Source organism: Streptomyces sp. NPDC002276, assembly GCF_053891435.1.
Genome location: NZ_JBSFCQ010000016.1, coordinates 192,305 through 208,352, shown reverse-complemented (window position 1 = coordinate 208,352; position 16,048 = coordinate 192,305). Strand labels below are relative to the sequence as shown.

Here is a 16,048-nt window from a genome sequence, read left to right as displayed (position 1 = left end):
AGGCGGTGGTTCACGGCTCAGCTCCCCGTCGGACGTACGAGCGAGGTCGCGGTGCGGGCGAGGATGCAGATGTCCTGCCACAGCGACCAGTTGTCGATGTACGCGTTGTCGAACCGGCAGCGGTCCTCGATCGAGGTGTCGCCGCGCAGCCCGTGGATCTGGGCGAGGCCGGTGATGCCGGTCTGCATCCGGTGGCGGGCCGCGTAGCCGGGGTAGGTCTGGCTGAACTGCGCGACGAAGTAAGGGCGTTCGGGGCGTGGGCCGACCAGGCTCATGTCGCCGCGGAAGACGTTCCAGAGCTGGAGCAGCTCGTCCAGCGAGGTCTGGCGCAGGAAGCGGCAGAAGCGGCTCATCTGGTGTTCGCCCGCGACGCTCCAGCGGGTCGCCGCCTCGTGCTCGTCGACCGGGCGGTGGGTGCGGAACTTGAGGAGCGTGAAGGGGCGGCCGTCCTTGCCGATGCGTTCCTGGCGGAAGACGACACCGGGTCCGTCGGTGAGGCGCAGGACCGTAGCGCACAGCAGGAGGAGGGGGCTGACCAGGAGGAGCAGGGTCCCGGACACCAGGACGTCCAGTGCCCGCTTGCCGAGGCTGCCGCGCCTGCGGGAGCCCAACTCCAGCCGCCGGCAGGCGAATCCGGCGAGCTGGTCGCGCATCTCGTACGAGGGCGAGTCGGCGTCGACCTCCCAGACCGCGCACCCCGACTCCGCCAACGCCCGTAGCAGCGGCCCGCGTTCGGACCGTACGGAGGGATGCACGGTGAGGACGGCGCGGACTCCGTTCTGGATGAGGGCGCGTTCGACCTCCTCGCCGGTGGTCAGTACGGGCAGGCCCTCGGTGCCGTCCGGGTGGTCGGCGACGATGCCGATCGGCTCGATCCCGCACCCCGGGTGCCGTAGCACCGCTGCCGCGACGCGTTGCGCGGTCGTCGCGGGGCCGATGACCAGGGCGGTGCGGGGGTGGTTGAGGAGGGCCTTGCGGCGGCGGTGGTGGACCGTGCCGCGGGTCACGCAGGCGGTCGCCGTCTGGAGGGCGAAGCCCAGCAGCAGGGTGCGCGGGGACAGGGCGCGGTCGGGGTCGTAGGCCGCCGTGAGGGTGCCGAGCGCGAGCCAGGCGACGGCGATCCGGCCGCAGACCGCGGGCAGTTCGTCGAGGACGCGCGGTACGGCGCGGGGGAGGTGCGGGCGCAGCAGTATCGAACCGGCGACCAGCAGCGCCACCAGCAGCGGGCGGCGCTGGCCTCCGGTCAGCGCGAGGGCGCCGAGCAGGGCGGCGACGAGGTCCGCGCCGAGCAGCGGCAGCGGTGAGGCCGGGCGCGCGGGCGGGCGGCGGACCGGGAACCGGAAACCGCCGCCGGTGCGCCGGGGGATGACCGAGACGTTCGAGGATCCGTGGTCCCGTGGCTGTCCGCCGGGGGAGGGGACGGTGCTTTCCGCAGTCACGAGTGGATGGACTCCCTGCACTCGGTGGGCACGACGGGTTTGCCGCCGAGCAGGTCGCGATAGACCCCCGCGACCGCTTCGGCGGAGTGCCGCACGTCGTGCGTGGACTGGACGTACCGGCGTCCCTGGTGGCCGAGGGACTCACGCAGCAGCGGGTCGAGCAGCAGTTCGGCGACGGCCCCGGACAGCACCGCCGGGTTGTCGGCGGGCACGAGGCAGCGCGGGGCGAGACCGGGGGGCAGGCTCTCGCGGGCGCCCGCGACATCCGTGACGACGACGGGTCGCCCGCAGGCCATCGCCTCCAGCGGGGCCAGCGCCATGCCCTCCCAGCGCGAGGGCAGCACCACCAGGTCGGCGGCCTGGTACCAGGGCACGGCATCGGCGACGGAACCCGCGAACAGCACGGATTCCGGGGCCAGTTGACGCAGCGCGGCCCGGTCGGGTCCGTCGCCGACGAGCACCAGGCGTGCCTTCGGGACCCGCCGCAGCACCGCGTCCCACGCGCTCAGCAGGACGTCCTGGCCCTTCTGCCGGCACAGCCGCCCCACGCACACCACGAGCGGCGCGGCCGGATCGACCCCGGCGAGCTGCTCGATCCCGGCCCGTACGGTGTCGACGGCGGCCGGGTGGAAGCGCCCGGTGTCGATGCCGTTCGGGATCACGCTCCAGCGGCCCTGGACCCCGGCCCGCAGCCCGGTCGTGCGCTCCGCCTCGCTCACGCACACCGTCCGGGTGGCCCACCGCGCGCCCCACCGCTCCCAGCCGACGGCGAGCGCGGCGGTGACCCCGCCGACCGCCTCGAACGACCAGGCGTGCGGCTGGAACACGGTCGGGATCCGCCCCCGCACGGCAAGGCGTCCTGCCAGCCCGGCCTTCGCGCTGTGCGCGTGCACCAGATCGGGCCGCACCTCCGCGACCAGTCGGGCGAGCCGCCGTACCTCGGAGACGAGCGCGGGACCGGGCGACCGGGTGGCCTGCCACCGTCGTACGTCGGCGCCGAGCGCCCTGATGCCGTCCGCGAGCGTGCCGCCGTCGGGGCAGGCGACCGTGACGTGCAGGCCGGAGGCGAGCTGGGCCCGCGTCAGATCCGTGACGACCCGGGCGACCCCGGCGTCCACGGGCTGGGCGAGGTGCAGGACCCGTGGTCGAGGGTCGGTTGCTGGCTGGTGCATTGCGCGGTTTCCTCGCTCACGGGTGGCGCTCGGGACTGCGGGCGGGAACGCGCCTCACTGCTGGGCGTCGACGGCGACGAAGAGCGCCCCGAACCACGCCGCGTCCCGCTGGGAAACGAGCCGGAAGGCCAGCTGGTCACCGCCCGGCCGCAGCGCCTTGCCGAGATCGAACACATCGGAGTCGTAGCCGAGCGTGTTCGCATACGCGGGCGCACGCTCCGAAGGCGCCGCCCCCGGCTCGCTGATCGTGGAATTCAGCACGTCGTCACGGGGATTGGCGCCGTCACCGAGCGGCACGGCGTTCGTACGACCGGTCGAGAGCGTGAGCGAATCCCCGGTCCGGCCGCGATCTCCGTTGTACGCCACCACGCCCGCGCGTCCTCCGGCGTGCGCGGGCGTACGCAGCGCGCGCAGCCGGATCTCCGCGCCGGTACGGGAGTTCAGCGCGTCGAACCCGTCCCACAGCTCCAGCCGCCGCAGCGGATCCTGAGGCTTCTCGTACGCCACGACGAGCGTCCAGCCGCCCCACGCGCCGGCCGCCGACCGCCCCATCGCGGTGTTGACCTGGGCCACCGTGTAGAGGCCCGAGCCACTCTCCCGGACCAGCTTGGTGACGTCCGCCGAGGCCTGGAAGGCGTCCGCGCCGCCCGCCACCCGGTGTCCTACGACCGTGTCCGCGAGCACGTCCCGGTACTCGCCGCCGGGCTCCGCGATCAGCACCCGCCCGTTGTCCTTGGGCGGCTTCTGCTCGCCGACCCGGAGGTTGCCGCCCCAGTACAGGCGGGCGTACGTGGCCCGGGCGCCCTCGGGCAGCCGGACCTCCGCGCGGGAGGAGTTGTAGGTGTTGGGATCGCGGTCGACGTCGACGTAGAACATGTCGAAGTCGCCGTTGGCCGCGGCCTTCCCCTCGCGTACGGCCGGGCAGGCGGCCGAGTTCGTCCGGCAGCTGATGGAGGTGTTGGCCGCGCGGACGAAGCCGCCGTGCTGGAGGGCCTGGTAGCGCTGGGCCGGGGCGATCCGCTCCGTCTCGGCGGCGGGCGGGGCGGAGGCGCCGGAGGCGGCCGGGGCCCAGATCGAGGCGAGGGCGAGGGCGCCCACCGACGCCCGGCACAGCAGCGGACCCTGGGAATTGCGCATGACCGGCGGTGCCCTTTCGGGAAGTACGGCCCCTATGTGCGATTTGCTGGCTATAGGGGTACTTCGGGAGGTGCGCAACTCTAGTAGCTATCCGGATTAATCCGGCGAAACGTGACAAGTGTGTCGGAATGGTGAAGTTCGGCCCTGTGGCACATCACCCCATTGGCGGCACAACCCCCGTGGGTGCCGCGCGTTGACACAGCGCCGGGCATCCCCGCCCGGGTGTTTGTTTCAACCCCAAGGAGCACCTCTCCATGTCGCGTATCGCGAAGGGCCTGGTCCTGACCTCCGTTGCCGCCGCCGCCATGGCGGGCACCGCCGGCATCGCCGCCGCCGACAGCGACGCGCACGGCGCCGCCGCCCACTCCCCGGGCGTGCTGTCGGGCAACGTCGTCCAGGTTCCGGTTCACATCCCGGTCAACGTCTGCGGCAACACCGTCAACGTCATCGGTCTGCTGAACCCCGCGTTCGGCAACACCTGCGTCAACGACTGACGTCCGCGCGGATCCCTTCGGCCGGCCGTTTCCCCGTGGTCCTTCCACGGGGGGACGGCCGGTTGGCGTTGGGGCGGCGGCGCGGGCCGTTGCCCCGAATGGGCGGTAGCGGCACCGGCCCGGCTGCCCGGTCTTGACATGGCCCTCACCAGGCACGACGTCGTCCGTACGACTGACGGATGGTCACCCGGCGCGATCGACCGGTTGCAGATGGTGGTGAGCGCTTTCACGGTGGGCTCAAGATCTGAAGCACCACCGAAAGGAACACCCCATGCGTGGTCTGCCCGCACGGCGCATCGCGTCCTCCGTACTCTGTGCCACCGTCCTGATCGGAATCGCCGGCCCCGCCGCCGTCGCCGCCGACAACGACTCGGCGCGGAAGCACGTCCACGCCGCGCCGGGCGTGCCAGTCCCTGGAGCCGACGGGCTGCTCGCCCAGGTCAAGGGCCTCGGCGATGTCGGCAGCGTGCTCACCCCGGTCACCGATCTGCTCGACCAGGTGCTCAAGGCCGACAACGGCCAACTCTCCGCCGATCAGGCCCAGAAGCTCGCCGACACCGTCAACGAGGCCGTCGCCAAGATCACCGCGGCGGCTCCGGCGGCCCCCGCCGTGCCCGCGGCTCCGGCCGTTCCGGCGGCTCCCGCCGTCCCGGCCGTACCGGCGGCGCCCGCGCTGCCCGCCACCCCGGCTCTCCCCGCGACTCCCGCCCTGCCCGCGACCCCCGCCCTCCCCGCGCTGCCGAAGAGCGGTGACGACTCCAAGGGCAAGAAGGCGCCCGCCGACCTCGCCGGGGACGCCCTCGCGTCCCTACAGAAAGCGGTCACCACCCTGCTCGCCGCCGTCACCTCCGGCGATGTCGGCGCGGTCGTCCCGGCGGTCACCGGTGTGGTGACGGGCCTGGTCAACGTGGTCGCGGCCACGCTGCTCGGCGGCGGGCTGCCCGCGCCGAGCCTGGCCGGTCTGCCGGCGCTGCCCGCGCTGCCGTCCACGTCCTCGCTTCCCGCGGTGCCCGCGACACCGGCCCTTCCGGCGGTGCCCGCGGTGCCGGCGGTTCCGGGAGTGTGACGCGAGCAGTCGTAGAAAGGCCGTTGGGTCGATCCTTTCCGGGACCGGCCCAACGGCCTTTTCCGCACGTCCCTTTCATATGAGGATGGGAAACGCCGATGAGACACACTCCGCATTCGGGTGGGGGCGCAGAAAGTTTCTGCGCACGGGTTTCCGGCCCGGTCGGAACTCGTTACACACGGCGACAGAATTCCCTCTGGTGACATGAGTTGCCGAAGAAAGGAACGCGATGAAGTCCCTGAAGGCTGCCGCTGTCGTTGCCGGGTCCGTCGCCCTCGCCGGTGCCGCCGCGCCCGCGTTCGCCTACAGCCCCGCCGACGTGACGCCCACCAGCCTCACCGGCGCCGTCAACACCCTCACCAGTGGCCGGATCCAGCCCGTCGACCTGATGCCGTTGCAGCACCAGTCGGACGCGCTCGACACCGAGAACAAGCAGTCCCCGCTCAGCACCGTCAAGGGTGCGGCCGGCGCGCTGAACCAGCACAACCCGCTGCTCGGCGGTCTGCCGTTGCAGGGCTAGGACCTGACCGACGACAACGCCGCAGGTGGGTGTGCCAGACCCCGCGTCTGCGACATGATCCGCCGGACAGGTCCTAAGGCCGCCGGTGGTGTTCGAGGGGCGTCGCGAGGCGTCCCTCGTTCGTGTGGCGGGTCGACCGTGCCATCGGCCGGACGGGTGAGAACGCGTCCGGTGGCCTTCCGGCCCGTCGATAAGGTCGCGCGGTGACCTCAACCTCAAGCGAAACGCGCCCCTTCCGCGTCGCCGACCTCGGCACCCTCGTCGTCCTGGCGTGGAGCGGCGAGGCCCCCGACGGGGACATGCCCTACCTCCTCGCCTACACCCTGGGCGACGCCGCGGACGGCCCCGAGGCCGCCAGCGCCGCGGTGGAACGACTGCTGACCGACAACGGACTCCCGGTCGGCGGCGACGTCGTCGACGGAGCCACCCGGCCCAGCCTGCCGATCACCATGCTCGTCGAGGGCGGGCAGGCCGTCCTCAACATGCCGCAGCTCAACGCCCAGTGCGTGCCGCCGCCCGAGTGGCTCGCGGCGGTCGGCGAACGCGGCTTCGCCTACCTGGTGTTCACCACCCGCCCCTGGCCCGAGGCCGAGCCGGGCAAGCCCGTCACCCCGGAGGCACTGGCCGAGTTCGCGGGCGCCGACGAGACCCTGACCGCCGCCGCGCACGTGGTCCTGCCCGCCCGCAGCCTGCGCGGCTGACGACCGGACAGCGGGCGGGAACGCCGGTTCCGGCCCGCTGACGGGAAGCAGGTTCCGGCCCGCTGATGGGAATTCGGGAAAAGCTGATTACTGCGGCACTCGGGGGAATCTTGAACTGGTCTCCTTCCCGGGATCGTTACCCGGTCAGCACAAAGAGCCTCCGTACACAGAGCCTCCGAATTCCGAAAGGGACCGTACTCACGATGAAGTCGACCACCCGAGGAACCATCGCCGCCGTCATCACGGCCGTGGCGGCCGCGACCGGCGCCGCCGCCGCGACCCCCGCCGCCGCGCTCGGCGCGGTCCCGGTACCCGTGCCGCTGGAGGGCGCGGAGAGCGCCCTCGGCATGGAACTCCCCAAGCTGGGCGGCGAGATCCCGGTGCCGATGCCGGGCACCCCCGAGGGCCCGCGGTACGTCGAGGGCCGGCTCATCCCGGAGCACGCGCTGCCCCAACTCCCGGTCCACGGCGGCCTGCCCGGCATCGGTCTGCGCGCCCCGCTGCCGCACGTCCTCGGCGACGGCTTCGACCACGTCGGCGTCAGCACCCCCGCGTCCGACCTGCGCACGCTGGCCCCGGGCCTCGCCCTGGACGTCCCGCTGACCCCGCCCAACCCCGACAACTTCGGTCTCCCGGACCTGAAGGCGCCCCAGGCGGGCGTCCTGGCCCCGGTTCTACAGACCGTGCCGGGCGCGGACCTGGTCACGGGGGCGGGCCTCTAGGACACAGCACGAAGGCGGACATGGGCCCGGGTGGTGCGACCCGGGCCCTTCCGCATGTCACGGCATGTCACGGGTGCTTCGGACGGTGACCGGGCGGGGGGTCGGACGGTTAGCCCCTCGAACGGTCGGAACGGACGAGGGAGTTGGGCCATGAGCGTGAGCGTCGGTGGAGTGCCGGTGGGCCGGGAGCCGGTCAGACCGGGAGCGGTGCGCAGGACGCGGCGGGAGGCGCTGCGCGGGGCGTTCGGTGCCGTGCTCGCGGTGGCGCTGGTGCCGGTCGTCGCGGCCTCCCGGCCCACCCGCTCCGGTGCGGATCCCGGGGACACCGCCTTCGACGAGACGTACCGGGGCCGCCATATCCGCGGTGTGCTGAAGGGGAGTTGGCAGGTGACGGTCGACGGTCGGCCACTGCATCTGATGCGGCGGGCCGACGGCACCTGGCTGAGCATGGTCGACCACTACCGCTCGTATCCCACCGCCCTGGAGGCGACCCGCGCCGCCGTCGACGAACTGAGCCCCGGCCGTGAACTGCGGGAGGCGGACGGGCAGATGGGGCCGATGCACATGGGGGGAGACCATGGCGTACACGCGTAAGGACGTCAGCACACTCACGGCCGCCGAGAAGCGGCGGTTCGTGGCGGCGCTGCTGGAGGTCAAACGGCGGGGCGAGTACGACGAGTTCGTGCGCACGCACATCGAGTACTTCGTGCCCGACGGGGAGTACGGGCTGCGTTCCGCGCACATGGCGCCCTCCTTCCTGCCCTGGCACCGGCAGTTCCTGCTGGACCTGGAGCGGGCGCTGCGCAGGGTCGACTCCTCGGTGACGGTGCCGTATTGGGACTGGACGCGGGATCGCAGTGCCACCGCCCTGCCCTGGACGAAGGACCTGCTCGGCGGTACCGGGCGGCGCTCCGACCACCAGGTGACGACCGGGCCGTTCGCCTACGCGGCGGGCAAGTGGAAGATCACGGAGAACATCACCGACGAGCCGTACCTCACAAGGGACTTGGGCCGCGCCGCTGCCCCGATCGCACTGCCGACGAAGAGCGACCTCGACGGGGCGCTCGCCGACCCCGTCTACGACGTCTCGCCCTGGGACTCGACCTCCCGCACCGGATTCCGCAACCGGCTCGAAGGCTGGGGCACCGGGTCGGGCAGCGCGTCCTGGCGCAACCACAACCGGGTCCACAAGTGGGTCGGGGGCGTGATGCTCGGCGGCGCCTCCGTCAACGACCCGGTGTTCTGGCTGCACCACGCCTTCATCGACCTCCAGTGGACGCGCTGGCAGAACCGGCACCGGGGCGCCCGCTACCTCCCGGCGAAACCGCCGGGGCCGGGCGACGACCAGGAGGGGCGGATCGTGGCCCGGCAGCAGCGAATGCCGCCGTGGGACGTGACACCGGAACAACTGGAGGACGTCAGCGGCATCTACCGCTACGGCTGACCGGTCGCGGACACGGGGAGAGCCCCGGCGCCTGAGGGTGCCGGGGCTCTTCGCGTACGTCCGTCCGCGCGTGCGGTCGAATCAGTGGCCGTAGCCGTTGTCGCCGTAGCCGCCCGGGCCGGGGTGGCCGCCCTTGTCGTGGTGGCCGCTCACGTTGGCGCAGGTGTTGCCGAAGGCCGGGTTCAGCAGGCCGATCACGCTGATGGTGTTGCCGCAGACGTTGACCGGGATGTGGACCGGCACCTGCACGACGTTGCCCGACAGGACGCCGGGCGAACCGACGGCCGCACCCTGCGCGCCCGCGTCCGCCATGGCCAGGCCGGCGCCACTGAGCGCCACGGCGCCCGTGCCGAGAGCGACCACGGCCGCCTTCGCGATGCGAGACATCACGTTCTCCTTTGGTTCGGTGAGTGCGGCGGCAGGACTCGCCGCCGCACTTCGGGTTCAACGCGGCGGTCCATGCCTGGTAACGGCGACAGCGCGGGGATCACCTTTTTGAACAGGACTTCGAGCGCCGGGAGAGGACGTTCGACGGCCGGAAATTCGGTGCCCCCGGCGGTCGGTGTCCACTAGCCTCCCGGCATGGCAACCGACCAACTGTTCCGTCTGTTCGCCGAGCAGAACCGCGTACGCGCCTTCGCGGCGGTGGCTTTGGGCGCGGAGACCTCCGAGGAGGTCGCCCAGGTGGCCGGCCTCACCCCGAAGGGGACGGCCCTCGCGCTGCTCAAACTGCGCGAGCAGGGCGTGGTGAAGACCATGGACGACGGTGAACTCCGCGTCGACTACGACCTGTTCAGGAACCTCGCGCGCGAGGGCGAGGAGCCCGCCGACCAGGGCCCGTCCACCGGCGACGAGCACACCGACATGATCCTGCGGACCTTCGTCCAGGGCGGCCGGCTGATCCGCCTGCCCGCCCAGTGGACCCGCAAGCAGGTGGTGCTCCAGCACATCGCCGAGCAGACCTTCACGCCCGGTGTCGAGTACCCCGAGCGGATCGTCAACGAGAAGCTGCGCGCCTGGTGCGACGAGGGCGAGATCGACCATGTGACGCTCCGCCGCTACCTGGTGGACCTGCGCCACCTGCGGCGGGGCGACGGCATCTACCGGCGCGTCGAGGCGTGACCTACGGCAGCTGTCGTACGGGCGAACCCGCCAGGTGGGCCCGGATGTTCTCGACTGCCTGGCCGTAGTACGTCGTGTAGTTGGCCCGCGACACATAGCCGAGGTGGGGTGTCGCGAGCAGGCGGGGTGCCGTGCGCATCGGGTGGTCGGCGGGGAGCGGCTCGATGTCGAAGACGTCGACTCCGGCGCCGGCGATACGGCCCTCGTGCAGCGCGGCGAGCAGGGCGTCCTGGTCGACGATCGCCGCGCGGGACGTGTTGACGAGGTACGCGGTGGGCTTGAGGAGGGCGAGTTCGGCGGGGCCGAGGAGCCCTCGGGTGCGGTCGCCGAGGGCCAGGTGGACCGAGACGAAGTCGCTGTCCGTCAACAACTCCTCCTTGGACGCGGCGAGTTGTACGCCGAACTCGTCCGCGCGTTCCTTGGTGAGGTGCTCGCTCCACGCGGTGACGCGCATGCCGAAGGCGAGCCCGATCGTGGCCACCCGGCTGCCGATCTTCCCGAGGCCGAGCAGTCCCAGGGTGCGGCCGTGCAGGTCCGCGCCGACGGTCCGCTGCCAAGGGCCGCCCGCGCGAAGGGAGTTGCTCTCCTCGACGATGCCCCGGGCCATGCCGAGCAGCAGGGCCCAGGTCAGTTCGACCGGCGGCGCCGAGGAGCTGGCCGTACCGCACACGGTGACGCCGTGCGCCTCGGCGGCCGCGTAGTCGATGACCGTGTTGCGCATCCCGGAGGCGATCAGCAGCTTCAGCCGGGGGAGGCGGGCGAACAGCGAGGCGGGGAAGGGGACGCGTTCGCGCAGGGTGACCACGATGTCGGCGGTGGCGAGGGCGGCGGCCAACTCGCCCTCGCCGTCGAGGTGTTCACGCAGGCTGACGACCTCCACCGCGTCCTCGACGGGCGACCAGTCGGCGAGCTCGGTCGCCGCGTTCTGATAGTCGTCGAGGACAACGCAGCGCAAGGTCACGGAGGAACGCTACTTCTTGGCCAGGGAGTTGGCCGTGCGGGTCGGCTTGCCCAGGGCCCAGAACAGGACGCCGAGGAGGATGAACCCGACGAGCGGCACGGCCTCGGTGAGGAGGTACTTCACGCGCTCGGCGTGGGTCCAGCCGTCCGGGACGTAGGCGGCGCCGAACCATTCGTCACCGGCTCCCGGGGCGATCAGCTGCACGCTCGCGAACACGATGAGCGCGGTGAGCACCACGCTGAGCAGGACGGGGACGGGTGCCTTGTAGGGGCGGGGGACGTGCGGGGCCCGGTACCGGAGTACCGCGAGGGCCGGGAAGATGCCCAGGTAGCTGATCAGGGTGGTGGAGATGGCCAGGCCGAGGACGGCGCCGAAGAGCTTGGCCGCGCTGCCGTTGGTGAGCTGGTGGGCCAGGACCAGGACGAGGGTGGAGACCAGCCCGCTGAGGATGTTGACCCGGACCGGTGTGCCGAACCGGCTGGAGATCACGCCGAGGAAGCGGGGCGCGGCGCCGTCGTAGCCGGAGACGGCGAGGGCGCGGTCGGAGCCCATGACCCAGGTGACGCCGGAGGACAGCACCGTGAGGATGAACAGGACCGCGGCGACGTCCCCGAGGACCGTGCCCGCGCCGCTGCTGGTGATGGTGCCGTCGGCGGCCACGTTGCCGCCGTAGACGGTGAAGACCTGGCGGATCGCGTCGAGGAAGCCGCCGAGGCCGGTGATGGCCTTGACCGGGAGGACCAGCAGGATGCCGAGGATGGGCAGCGCGTAGAGGAGCACGGACAGGCCGGCGCTGCGGAAGATCGCGAACGGCACGTCCTTCTGCGCGTCGGTCATCTCGTCGCCCGCCGTGTTGGGCAGCTCGAAGCCGACGTAGTTGAACATCAGGACGGGCACCAGGCCGACGAAGCCCGCGTACGTCGGGGAGAAGTCGCCGGGGCCGAAACCGTGCAGGCCGTGCTTGATGCCGTAGATCACGACCGTGAGCGTGAAGAAGCCGAGGAGGACGAAGCGGCTCCAGGCGCCGATGGTGGGGATCCACTTGCCGACGTCGAAGGAGAGGATCGCGGCGAGGACGCCCACCCAGATGAAGACGAGGGCGAAGACGTAGAAGGCGGGGGTGCTCAGGTCCTTGCCGTCGTTGAAGAAGGTCGTGAACGCGGTGACGGCGGAGACGGCGAGGGTGCCGCCCAGCCACACCGGGTTGGTGATCCAGTACAGGAAGTTGTTGACGGCGCCCGCGAGGCGGCCGAAGGCCCGGCTGGTCCAGATGTAGGGGCCGCCCTCCTCGGGGAACGCGGCACCCAGCTCGGCGATCAGCAGCGCCGAGGGCACGAAGAAGACCACGGCCAGCACGATGAGCCAGGTGAACGCCTCGGCGCCGGAGGAGGCGACCGTGCCGATCGTGTCCACGCCGACGATGGTGCAGAGAAGGAAGAAGAGGATGTCGAAACGGCCGAAGTGCTTGCGCAGCTTCTGCCGCTCCGTCTGGGCTGCGGCCGGCGCGTCGGCCGGCTCGAAGGCTGTCTGACCAGCGGCCACCGGGAGCTCCTGCGGGGACGAGGGGCGGGATTCGGCCAATGATCGGTGCCCATGGGGAACCCCACAAGCGTTCGGGGCCAACTCTTGACCATTACGTATCCATCGGGACGTAACGGAAACCGGGGGGAAACACGGGGGCGATCGAGCCGCCGGCGCGGTGGGTCGGCCGCGCCGGCGGCCCGGACCTCAGCCCAGCTGTCTCACCGTCGCGTAGCCGCCCGCGCGCAGACGGGTCGCCGTGCCGACGGACGTGGCGCCGCCCGTGTACAGCTGGAGGTCGCCCGCGCTGTTGGTGGCCCAGATGTCGGGGATGCCGTCGCCGGTGGTGTCGGGGGTGCCGTAGAGCAGCGGCTGGGCGGTGTACGTGAAGGTACCGGAGGCGTACGTGTCGTCGCCGTCCAGACTCCAGCCCGACTGGCCCAGGCTCTTGAGGACGGTGCCCTCGCCGTCGCTGTCGAGGATGCCCTTGCGCAGGATGAGGTTGCCGGCGGCGGTGCGGTACGTCATGTCGGCGGCGCCGTCGGCGTTGTAGTCGGCGATCGCCACGAAGTCGCGGGCCTTGTCGGCCCAGGACGTCGTGGTCATCTGCACGGCCTCGCTGAACGCGCCGCCGCTGTAGCCGGTGAACACCCAGAACTCGGCGCCGTCGACGCCACCGGCCACGAACAGCTCGGGCTGACCGTCCCCGGTGATGTCGCCCGCCGACTTGATCTCGGAGAACGTCGACGGGGCGGGGGCGTTCGCGGGCAGGCGGACCTCGATGCGCCTGCTGACGTCGATGGCGCCGTAGCCGTCGCCGGGGTAGACGAACAGGCGGCCGTCGGCGGTGCGGACGACCCAGTCGGTGACGCCGTCGCCGGGGGCGAAGTCGCCGTTGTGGGTGACGAGCGAGTAGGCGCCGGTGCCGTCCCAGATGTGCGGGGCGGTGCCGCCGTCCTTGATCAGGGTGCCCTTGTTGTGGGTGCCGAAGGCGCTCGACATCCAGGCGCCGTTCTGCGAGACCGAGTCGATCCAGAGATTGCCGGCGGCGGTGAGATGGGCGAAGTCGGCGGTGCCGTCGCCGTTGAGGTCGCCGGGGCCGTCCCCGCTCGTGCGCGGCTGGACGTAGAAGAAGTGCTTGGTGGCCGTCGGGGAGATGTTGCCCGCCGCGTCGACGGCCTTGACGTAGAGGGTGTTGGGGCCGGCGGCCGGGGGCTTGACGCCGGTGACCGTGGCCGACTTGACGGCGGTGGTGCAGGAGGCGGTCAGGCCGCCGCTGGTGCCCTGCTTGCCGCCCGCGCAGACGTAGCCCGCGTAGTTCTCGGAGTTGATCGAGTAGACGAACTTCACGATGTCCGTCTCGGAGGCGCTGCCCACCGCGAAGGTGAGGTTGCCGGCGTTGCCGAAGGGCTTGGCGGACCAGGCGTCGGGTTCGCTGTCGCCGTCGTCGTCACCGGGGAAGTCCGTCGAGACGACCGGGGCGGGGGAGTCGGGCAGGTTGGTGTCGTAGGTGAAGCGGCACACGCCGTCGCCGCCGGTGGGGGCCCAGCCGCTGCTGACCTTGGCGTCCCAGGCGCGCACCCGCCACGAGTAGGTGACGCCGTTGGACAGCAGCGACTTGACGGAGACCGAGCCGGTCTCGCCGTCGTCCACGACTTTGGTGAGGGTCTTCTTGGTGGTGTCGGCCTTGCCCGTCTGCCAGAGCTCGAACTCCAGCTTGGCGAGGTCGCTGTCCGGGTCGGTGGCCTTGGCGCTGATGGAGATGGTGTCGGCCTTGCCCACCTTGATGTACGGGGACACGCTGGTGTCGCAGAAGCTGGGGCTCATCGTGACCGAGGTCGGGGTGTTCGGCGGCCGGTTGTACTTGATCTCCAGCGTCGGTGAACCGCCGCCCTCCGCCTGGAACTTCTTCCACGAGTACGTGCTCGTCTCCTGGCTGGTAGCGGACGAGGTCGGCGCGGTGGACGAAGTGGAGGCCACCAGGCCCACGTTGAAGGCGGTCCAGCCGTTGTCGGCGGCCTCCTGGGCGAGCGAGGTGACGGTGAAGTTGACGTTGGCGTCCGGGCAGGCGCTCTTGGCCTTCCACCCGTAGGCGAAGGACTTGGAGGTGATCTTCCGCTTCCAGCCGGGCTGGCGGTTCCAGGTGGTCCTGGAGTTGAAGTCGTCCGTGCGCCACAGCTGCACCGTGCGCTTGCTGCACGACCAGGAGTGGGTCTCCAGGACCTTCAGGGTGGCGCTGTCGACGTCCGCGCCCTTGATGGAGTTCCTGATCTTCATCCGGAAGAAGGAGCGGGCGGTGCCCCAGGTCTGCTTCTCGAAGCCGACGCGGGCTTCCTTGGTGTCCTCGTTGTAGTTGGCGCCGTCGTAGAAGCTGGAGCCGGGGTAACGCTTGTAGACCGTGGTCCAGTTGGTGCGGATGCCGGTGGTGGAGGGGTCGAGGAACAGGGGGTAGGCCAGGTCCTCGGTGGCCGTCAGGTAGTCCTTCGGCGGGGTGATGGTCAGGACGTCGTCGGCGAACGCGGCCGGAGCGGTGGTGGCGTGGGCGCCCTCGCCGGGGCCGTTCACCGCGGGCAGCGCGAGGGTGTCGTCCGCGGCGGCGGGCTCGCCGTAGGCCGCCGGGTCGGCGTTCTCGCGCGGCCCGTCCGGGTTCTCGCCCGGGATCTCGGCGGCCGGGGTGCCGGTGTCGCGCGCGGGTCCCTCCTCGACGGTCTCGGGGTCCTCGTTGGTGCCGGTCGCCGCGTCCGGGTCCTCGGCCGCGGTGTCCGTGTCATGGGTGCCGGCGGAGTCCCACAGGAAGGGGGTGGGCGAGACGGCGATCTCGTCGCCCGCGCCGTTCTTGGCCAGGAGTACGTCGGTGGCCGGGTCGAGGGTGAAGGTCAGGGTGGGCGAGGTGACCCGGTAGCGGGGCGGGTCGGCGGCCAGCCTCTCGGCGGCCTCGGGCGTGTGGACCACCAGGACGTGGGTGAACCCGGTGTCCCGGGCGGACACCATCAGGTCGACGCCGGGCAGGACGCCCTCGTACAGGGCGCGGTTGTCCTCGACGACGGGCTCGGGCAGCGTGCCGGGCCACTCGAACCGGATCTCGTGGTCGTCGGCCGTCATGGTCAGCAGCGTCGACCACAAGTCGGCCTGATCGGCGGCCAGTTGGGCGGTGTCGCCTCCGGTGTCCGTGCGGAAGACGGCCGGCCGGACGGCGGTCGTCGAGGTCGTTCCGGCCGCCGCCTCGTGGGCCGGGGCGCGATCCGGGTCGCCCGCCGTGAAAGTGACGGGGTAGGGGCTGTTGACGGTGTGCCAGCCCTTGGCGTCCCGCTTCAGGGTGGTGTCGATCGGCGCCCACGCTCCCTTGGCGTTCCTGGCGCGCAGGGGCGCCACCGACGCCGTGTACGTGAACGTGCCGTCCGGGTTGGCGTACGTGGTGGAGAACTCGTCGGCCAGCGTGGCGACTTCGACCTTTGCGCCGCTCTTGCGCGCCCTGCGCTGCGCCTCGTCCTCGTCGACCGGCTTGACGACGCGCTTGGTCTCGGCGTCGGCGGCGGCCGGACCGCCGTCGGCCCGCAGGGCGAGTACGGCGCAGCCGCCGGCCAGCAGTGCCAGCGCCACGGCGGCGGCCACGGCGGGTCTGACGCGCCGTCTGGTGCGGGGACTTGGCTGTGCGGCGGTGTCGAGGTCGCTCAAGGGCCCTTCTCCAACTCTCGCGGGGATGCCCTCGTGCCTGATGGCAGGCGAGCGCGCGACGCGCCGGGTTGGGC

Annotated in this window: 15 protein-coding genes; 8 read left to right on the top strand and 7 right to left on the bottom strand. The window is 71.7% G+C overall.

The window, feature by feature from the left end:
• Positions 1–17: 17 nt before the first annotated feature.
• From ACWIHT_RS34440 to ACWIHT_RS34430, 3 genes are read right to left on the bottom strand one after another with little or no spacing between them, the layout of a single operon-like run.
• Positions 18–1,439, bottom strand: a complete 1,422-nt coding sequence (locus ACWIHT_RS34440; protein ID WP_456172228.1) for an exopolysaccharide biosynthesis polyprenyl glycosylphosphotransferase — start codon at positions 1,437–1,439, stop codon at positions 18–20.
• Positions 1,436–2,611 carry a glycosyltransferase gene (locus tag ACWIHT_RS34435; protein ID WP_456172227.1) on the bottom strand — a complete coding sequence of 392 codons (1,176 nt, stop codon included), beginning with the start codon at positions 2,609–2,611 and terminating at the stop codon, positions 1,436–1,438. The genes ACWIHT_RS34440 and ACWIHT_RS34435 overlap by 4 nt, the downstream gene beginning before the upstream one ends.
• Positions 2,612–2,665: 54 nt before the next feature.
• Positions 2,666–3,748 carry a DUF3344 domain-containing protein gene (locus tag ACWIHT_RS34430; protein ID WP_456172226.1) on the bottom strand — a complete coding sequence of 361 codons (1,083 nt, stop codon included), beginning with the start codon at positions 3,746–3,748 and terminating at the stop codon, positions 2,666–2,668.
• Between the two features lie 254 nt (positions 3,749–4,002).
• Between ACWIHT_RS34430 and chpG the strand changes: the two genes are divergently transcribed.
• From chpG to ACWIHT_RS34395, 7 genes are all read left to right on the top strand, one after another.
• The gene (gene chpG, locus ACWIHT_RS34425; protein WP_019065678.1) at positions 4,003–4,242 is read left to right on the top strand and encodes a chaplin ChpG; all 240 of its coding nucleotides are present in this window, start codon (positions 4,003–4,005) and stop codon (positions 4,240–4,242) included.
• 271 nt (positions 4,243–4,513) lie between these two features.
• Positions 4,514–5,308 carry a hypothetical protein gene (locus ACWIHT_RS34420; RefSeq protein WP_456172225.1) on the top strand — a complete coding sequence of 265 codons (795 nt, stop codon included), beginning with the start codon at positions 4,514–4,516 and terminating at the stop codon, positions 5,306–5,308.
• Between the two features lie 229 nt (positions 5,309–5,537).
• The gene (locus ACWIHT_RS34415) at positions 5,538–5,828 is read left to right on the top strand and encodes a hypothetical protein (protein WP_456172224.1); all 291 of its coding nucleotides are present in this window, start codon (positions 5,538–5,540) and stop codon (positions 5,826–5,828) included.
• Between the two features lie 203 nt (positions 5,829–6,031).
• Positions 6,032–6,529, top strand: coding sequence for a DUF5949 family protein (locus ACWIHT_RS34410; RefSeq protein WP_456172223.1), 498 nt, complete (start codon positions 6,032–6,034; stop codon positions 6,527–6,529).
• Between the two features lie 203 nt (positions 6,530–6,732).
• Positions 6,733–7,251: a hypothetical protein gene (locus ACWIHT_RS34405; RefSeq protein ID WP_456172222.1), complete on the top strand. Its 519-nt coding sequence runs from the start codon at positions 6,733–6,735 to the stop codon at positions 7,249–7,251.
• A gap of 150 nt (positions 7,252–7,401) precedes the next feature.
• Positions 7,402–7,845 (top strand): tyrosinase family oxidase copper chaperone, encoded by a 444-nt coding sequence (locus ACWIHT_RS34400; RefSeq protein WP_456172221.1) that lies wholly within the window; start codon positions 7,402–7,404, stop codon positions 7,843–7,845.
• Complete coding sequence (locus ACWIHT_RS34395) at positions 7,829–8,695, top strand: tyrosinase family protein (RefSeq protein WP_456172220.1); 867 nt, start codon at positions 7,829–7,831, stop codon at positions 8,693–8,695. The genes ACWIHT_RS34400 and ACWIHT_RS34395 overlap by 17 nt, the downstream gene beginning before the upstream one ends.
• A gap of 81 nt (positions 8,696–8,776) precedes the next feature.
• Here ACWIHT_RS34395 and ACWIHT_RS34390 read toward each other — a convergent pair whose 3' ends face one another.
• Entirely contained in the window at positions 8,777–9,082 is a 306-nt protein-coding gene (locus ACWIHT_RS34390) for a chaplin (protein ID WP_200715589.1), read from the bottom strand.
• Positions 9,083–9,277: 195 nt separating this feature from the next.
• Between ACWIHT_RS34390 and ACWIHT_RS34385 the strand changes: the two genes are divergently transcribed.
• A complete protein-coding gene (locus ACWIHT_RS34385; RefSeq protein WP_456172219.1) occupies positions 9,278–9,817 on the top strand; it encodes a DUF2087 domain-containing protein in 540 nt (179 codons plus the stop codon).
• Between the two features lies 1 nt (position 9,818).
• Here the strand turns inward: ACWIHT_RS34385 and ACWIHT_RS34380 are convergent, their stop codons facing one another.
• From ACWIHT_RS34380 to ACWIHT_RS34370, 3 genes are all read right to left on the bottom strand, one after another.
• Positions 9,819–10,778 carry a D-2-hydroxyacid dehydrogenase family protein gene (locus ACWIHT_RS34380; RefSeq protein ID WP_456172218.1) on the bottom strand — a complete coding sequence of 320 codons (960 nt, stop codon included), beginning with the start codon at positions 10,776–10,778 and terminating at the stop codon, positions 9,819–9,821.
• Positions 10,779–10,787: 9 nt separating this feature from the next.
• The gene (locus ACWIHT_RS34375; protein WP_456172217.1) at positions 10,788–12,320 is read right to left on the bottom strand and encodes an APC family permease; all 1,533 of its coding nucleotides are present in this window, start codon (positions 12,318–12,320) and stop codon (positions 10,788–10,790) included.
• Between the two features lie 186 nt (positions 12,321–12,506).
• Positions 12,507–15,974 carry an FG-GAP-like repeat-containing protein gene (locus ACWIHT_RS34370; RefSeq protein WP_456172216.1) on the bottom strand — a complete coding sequence of 1,156 codons (3,468 nt, stop codon included), beginning with the start codon at positions 15,972–15,974 and terminating at the stop codon, positions 12,507–12,509.
• Positions 15,975–16,048: the final 74 nt, after the last annotated feature.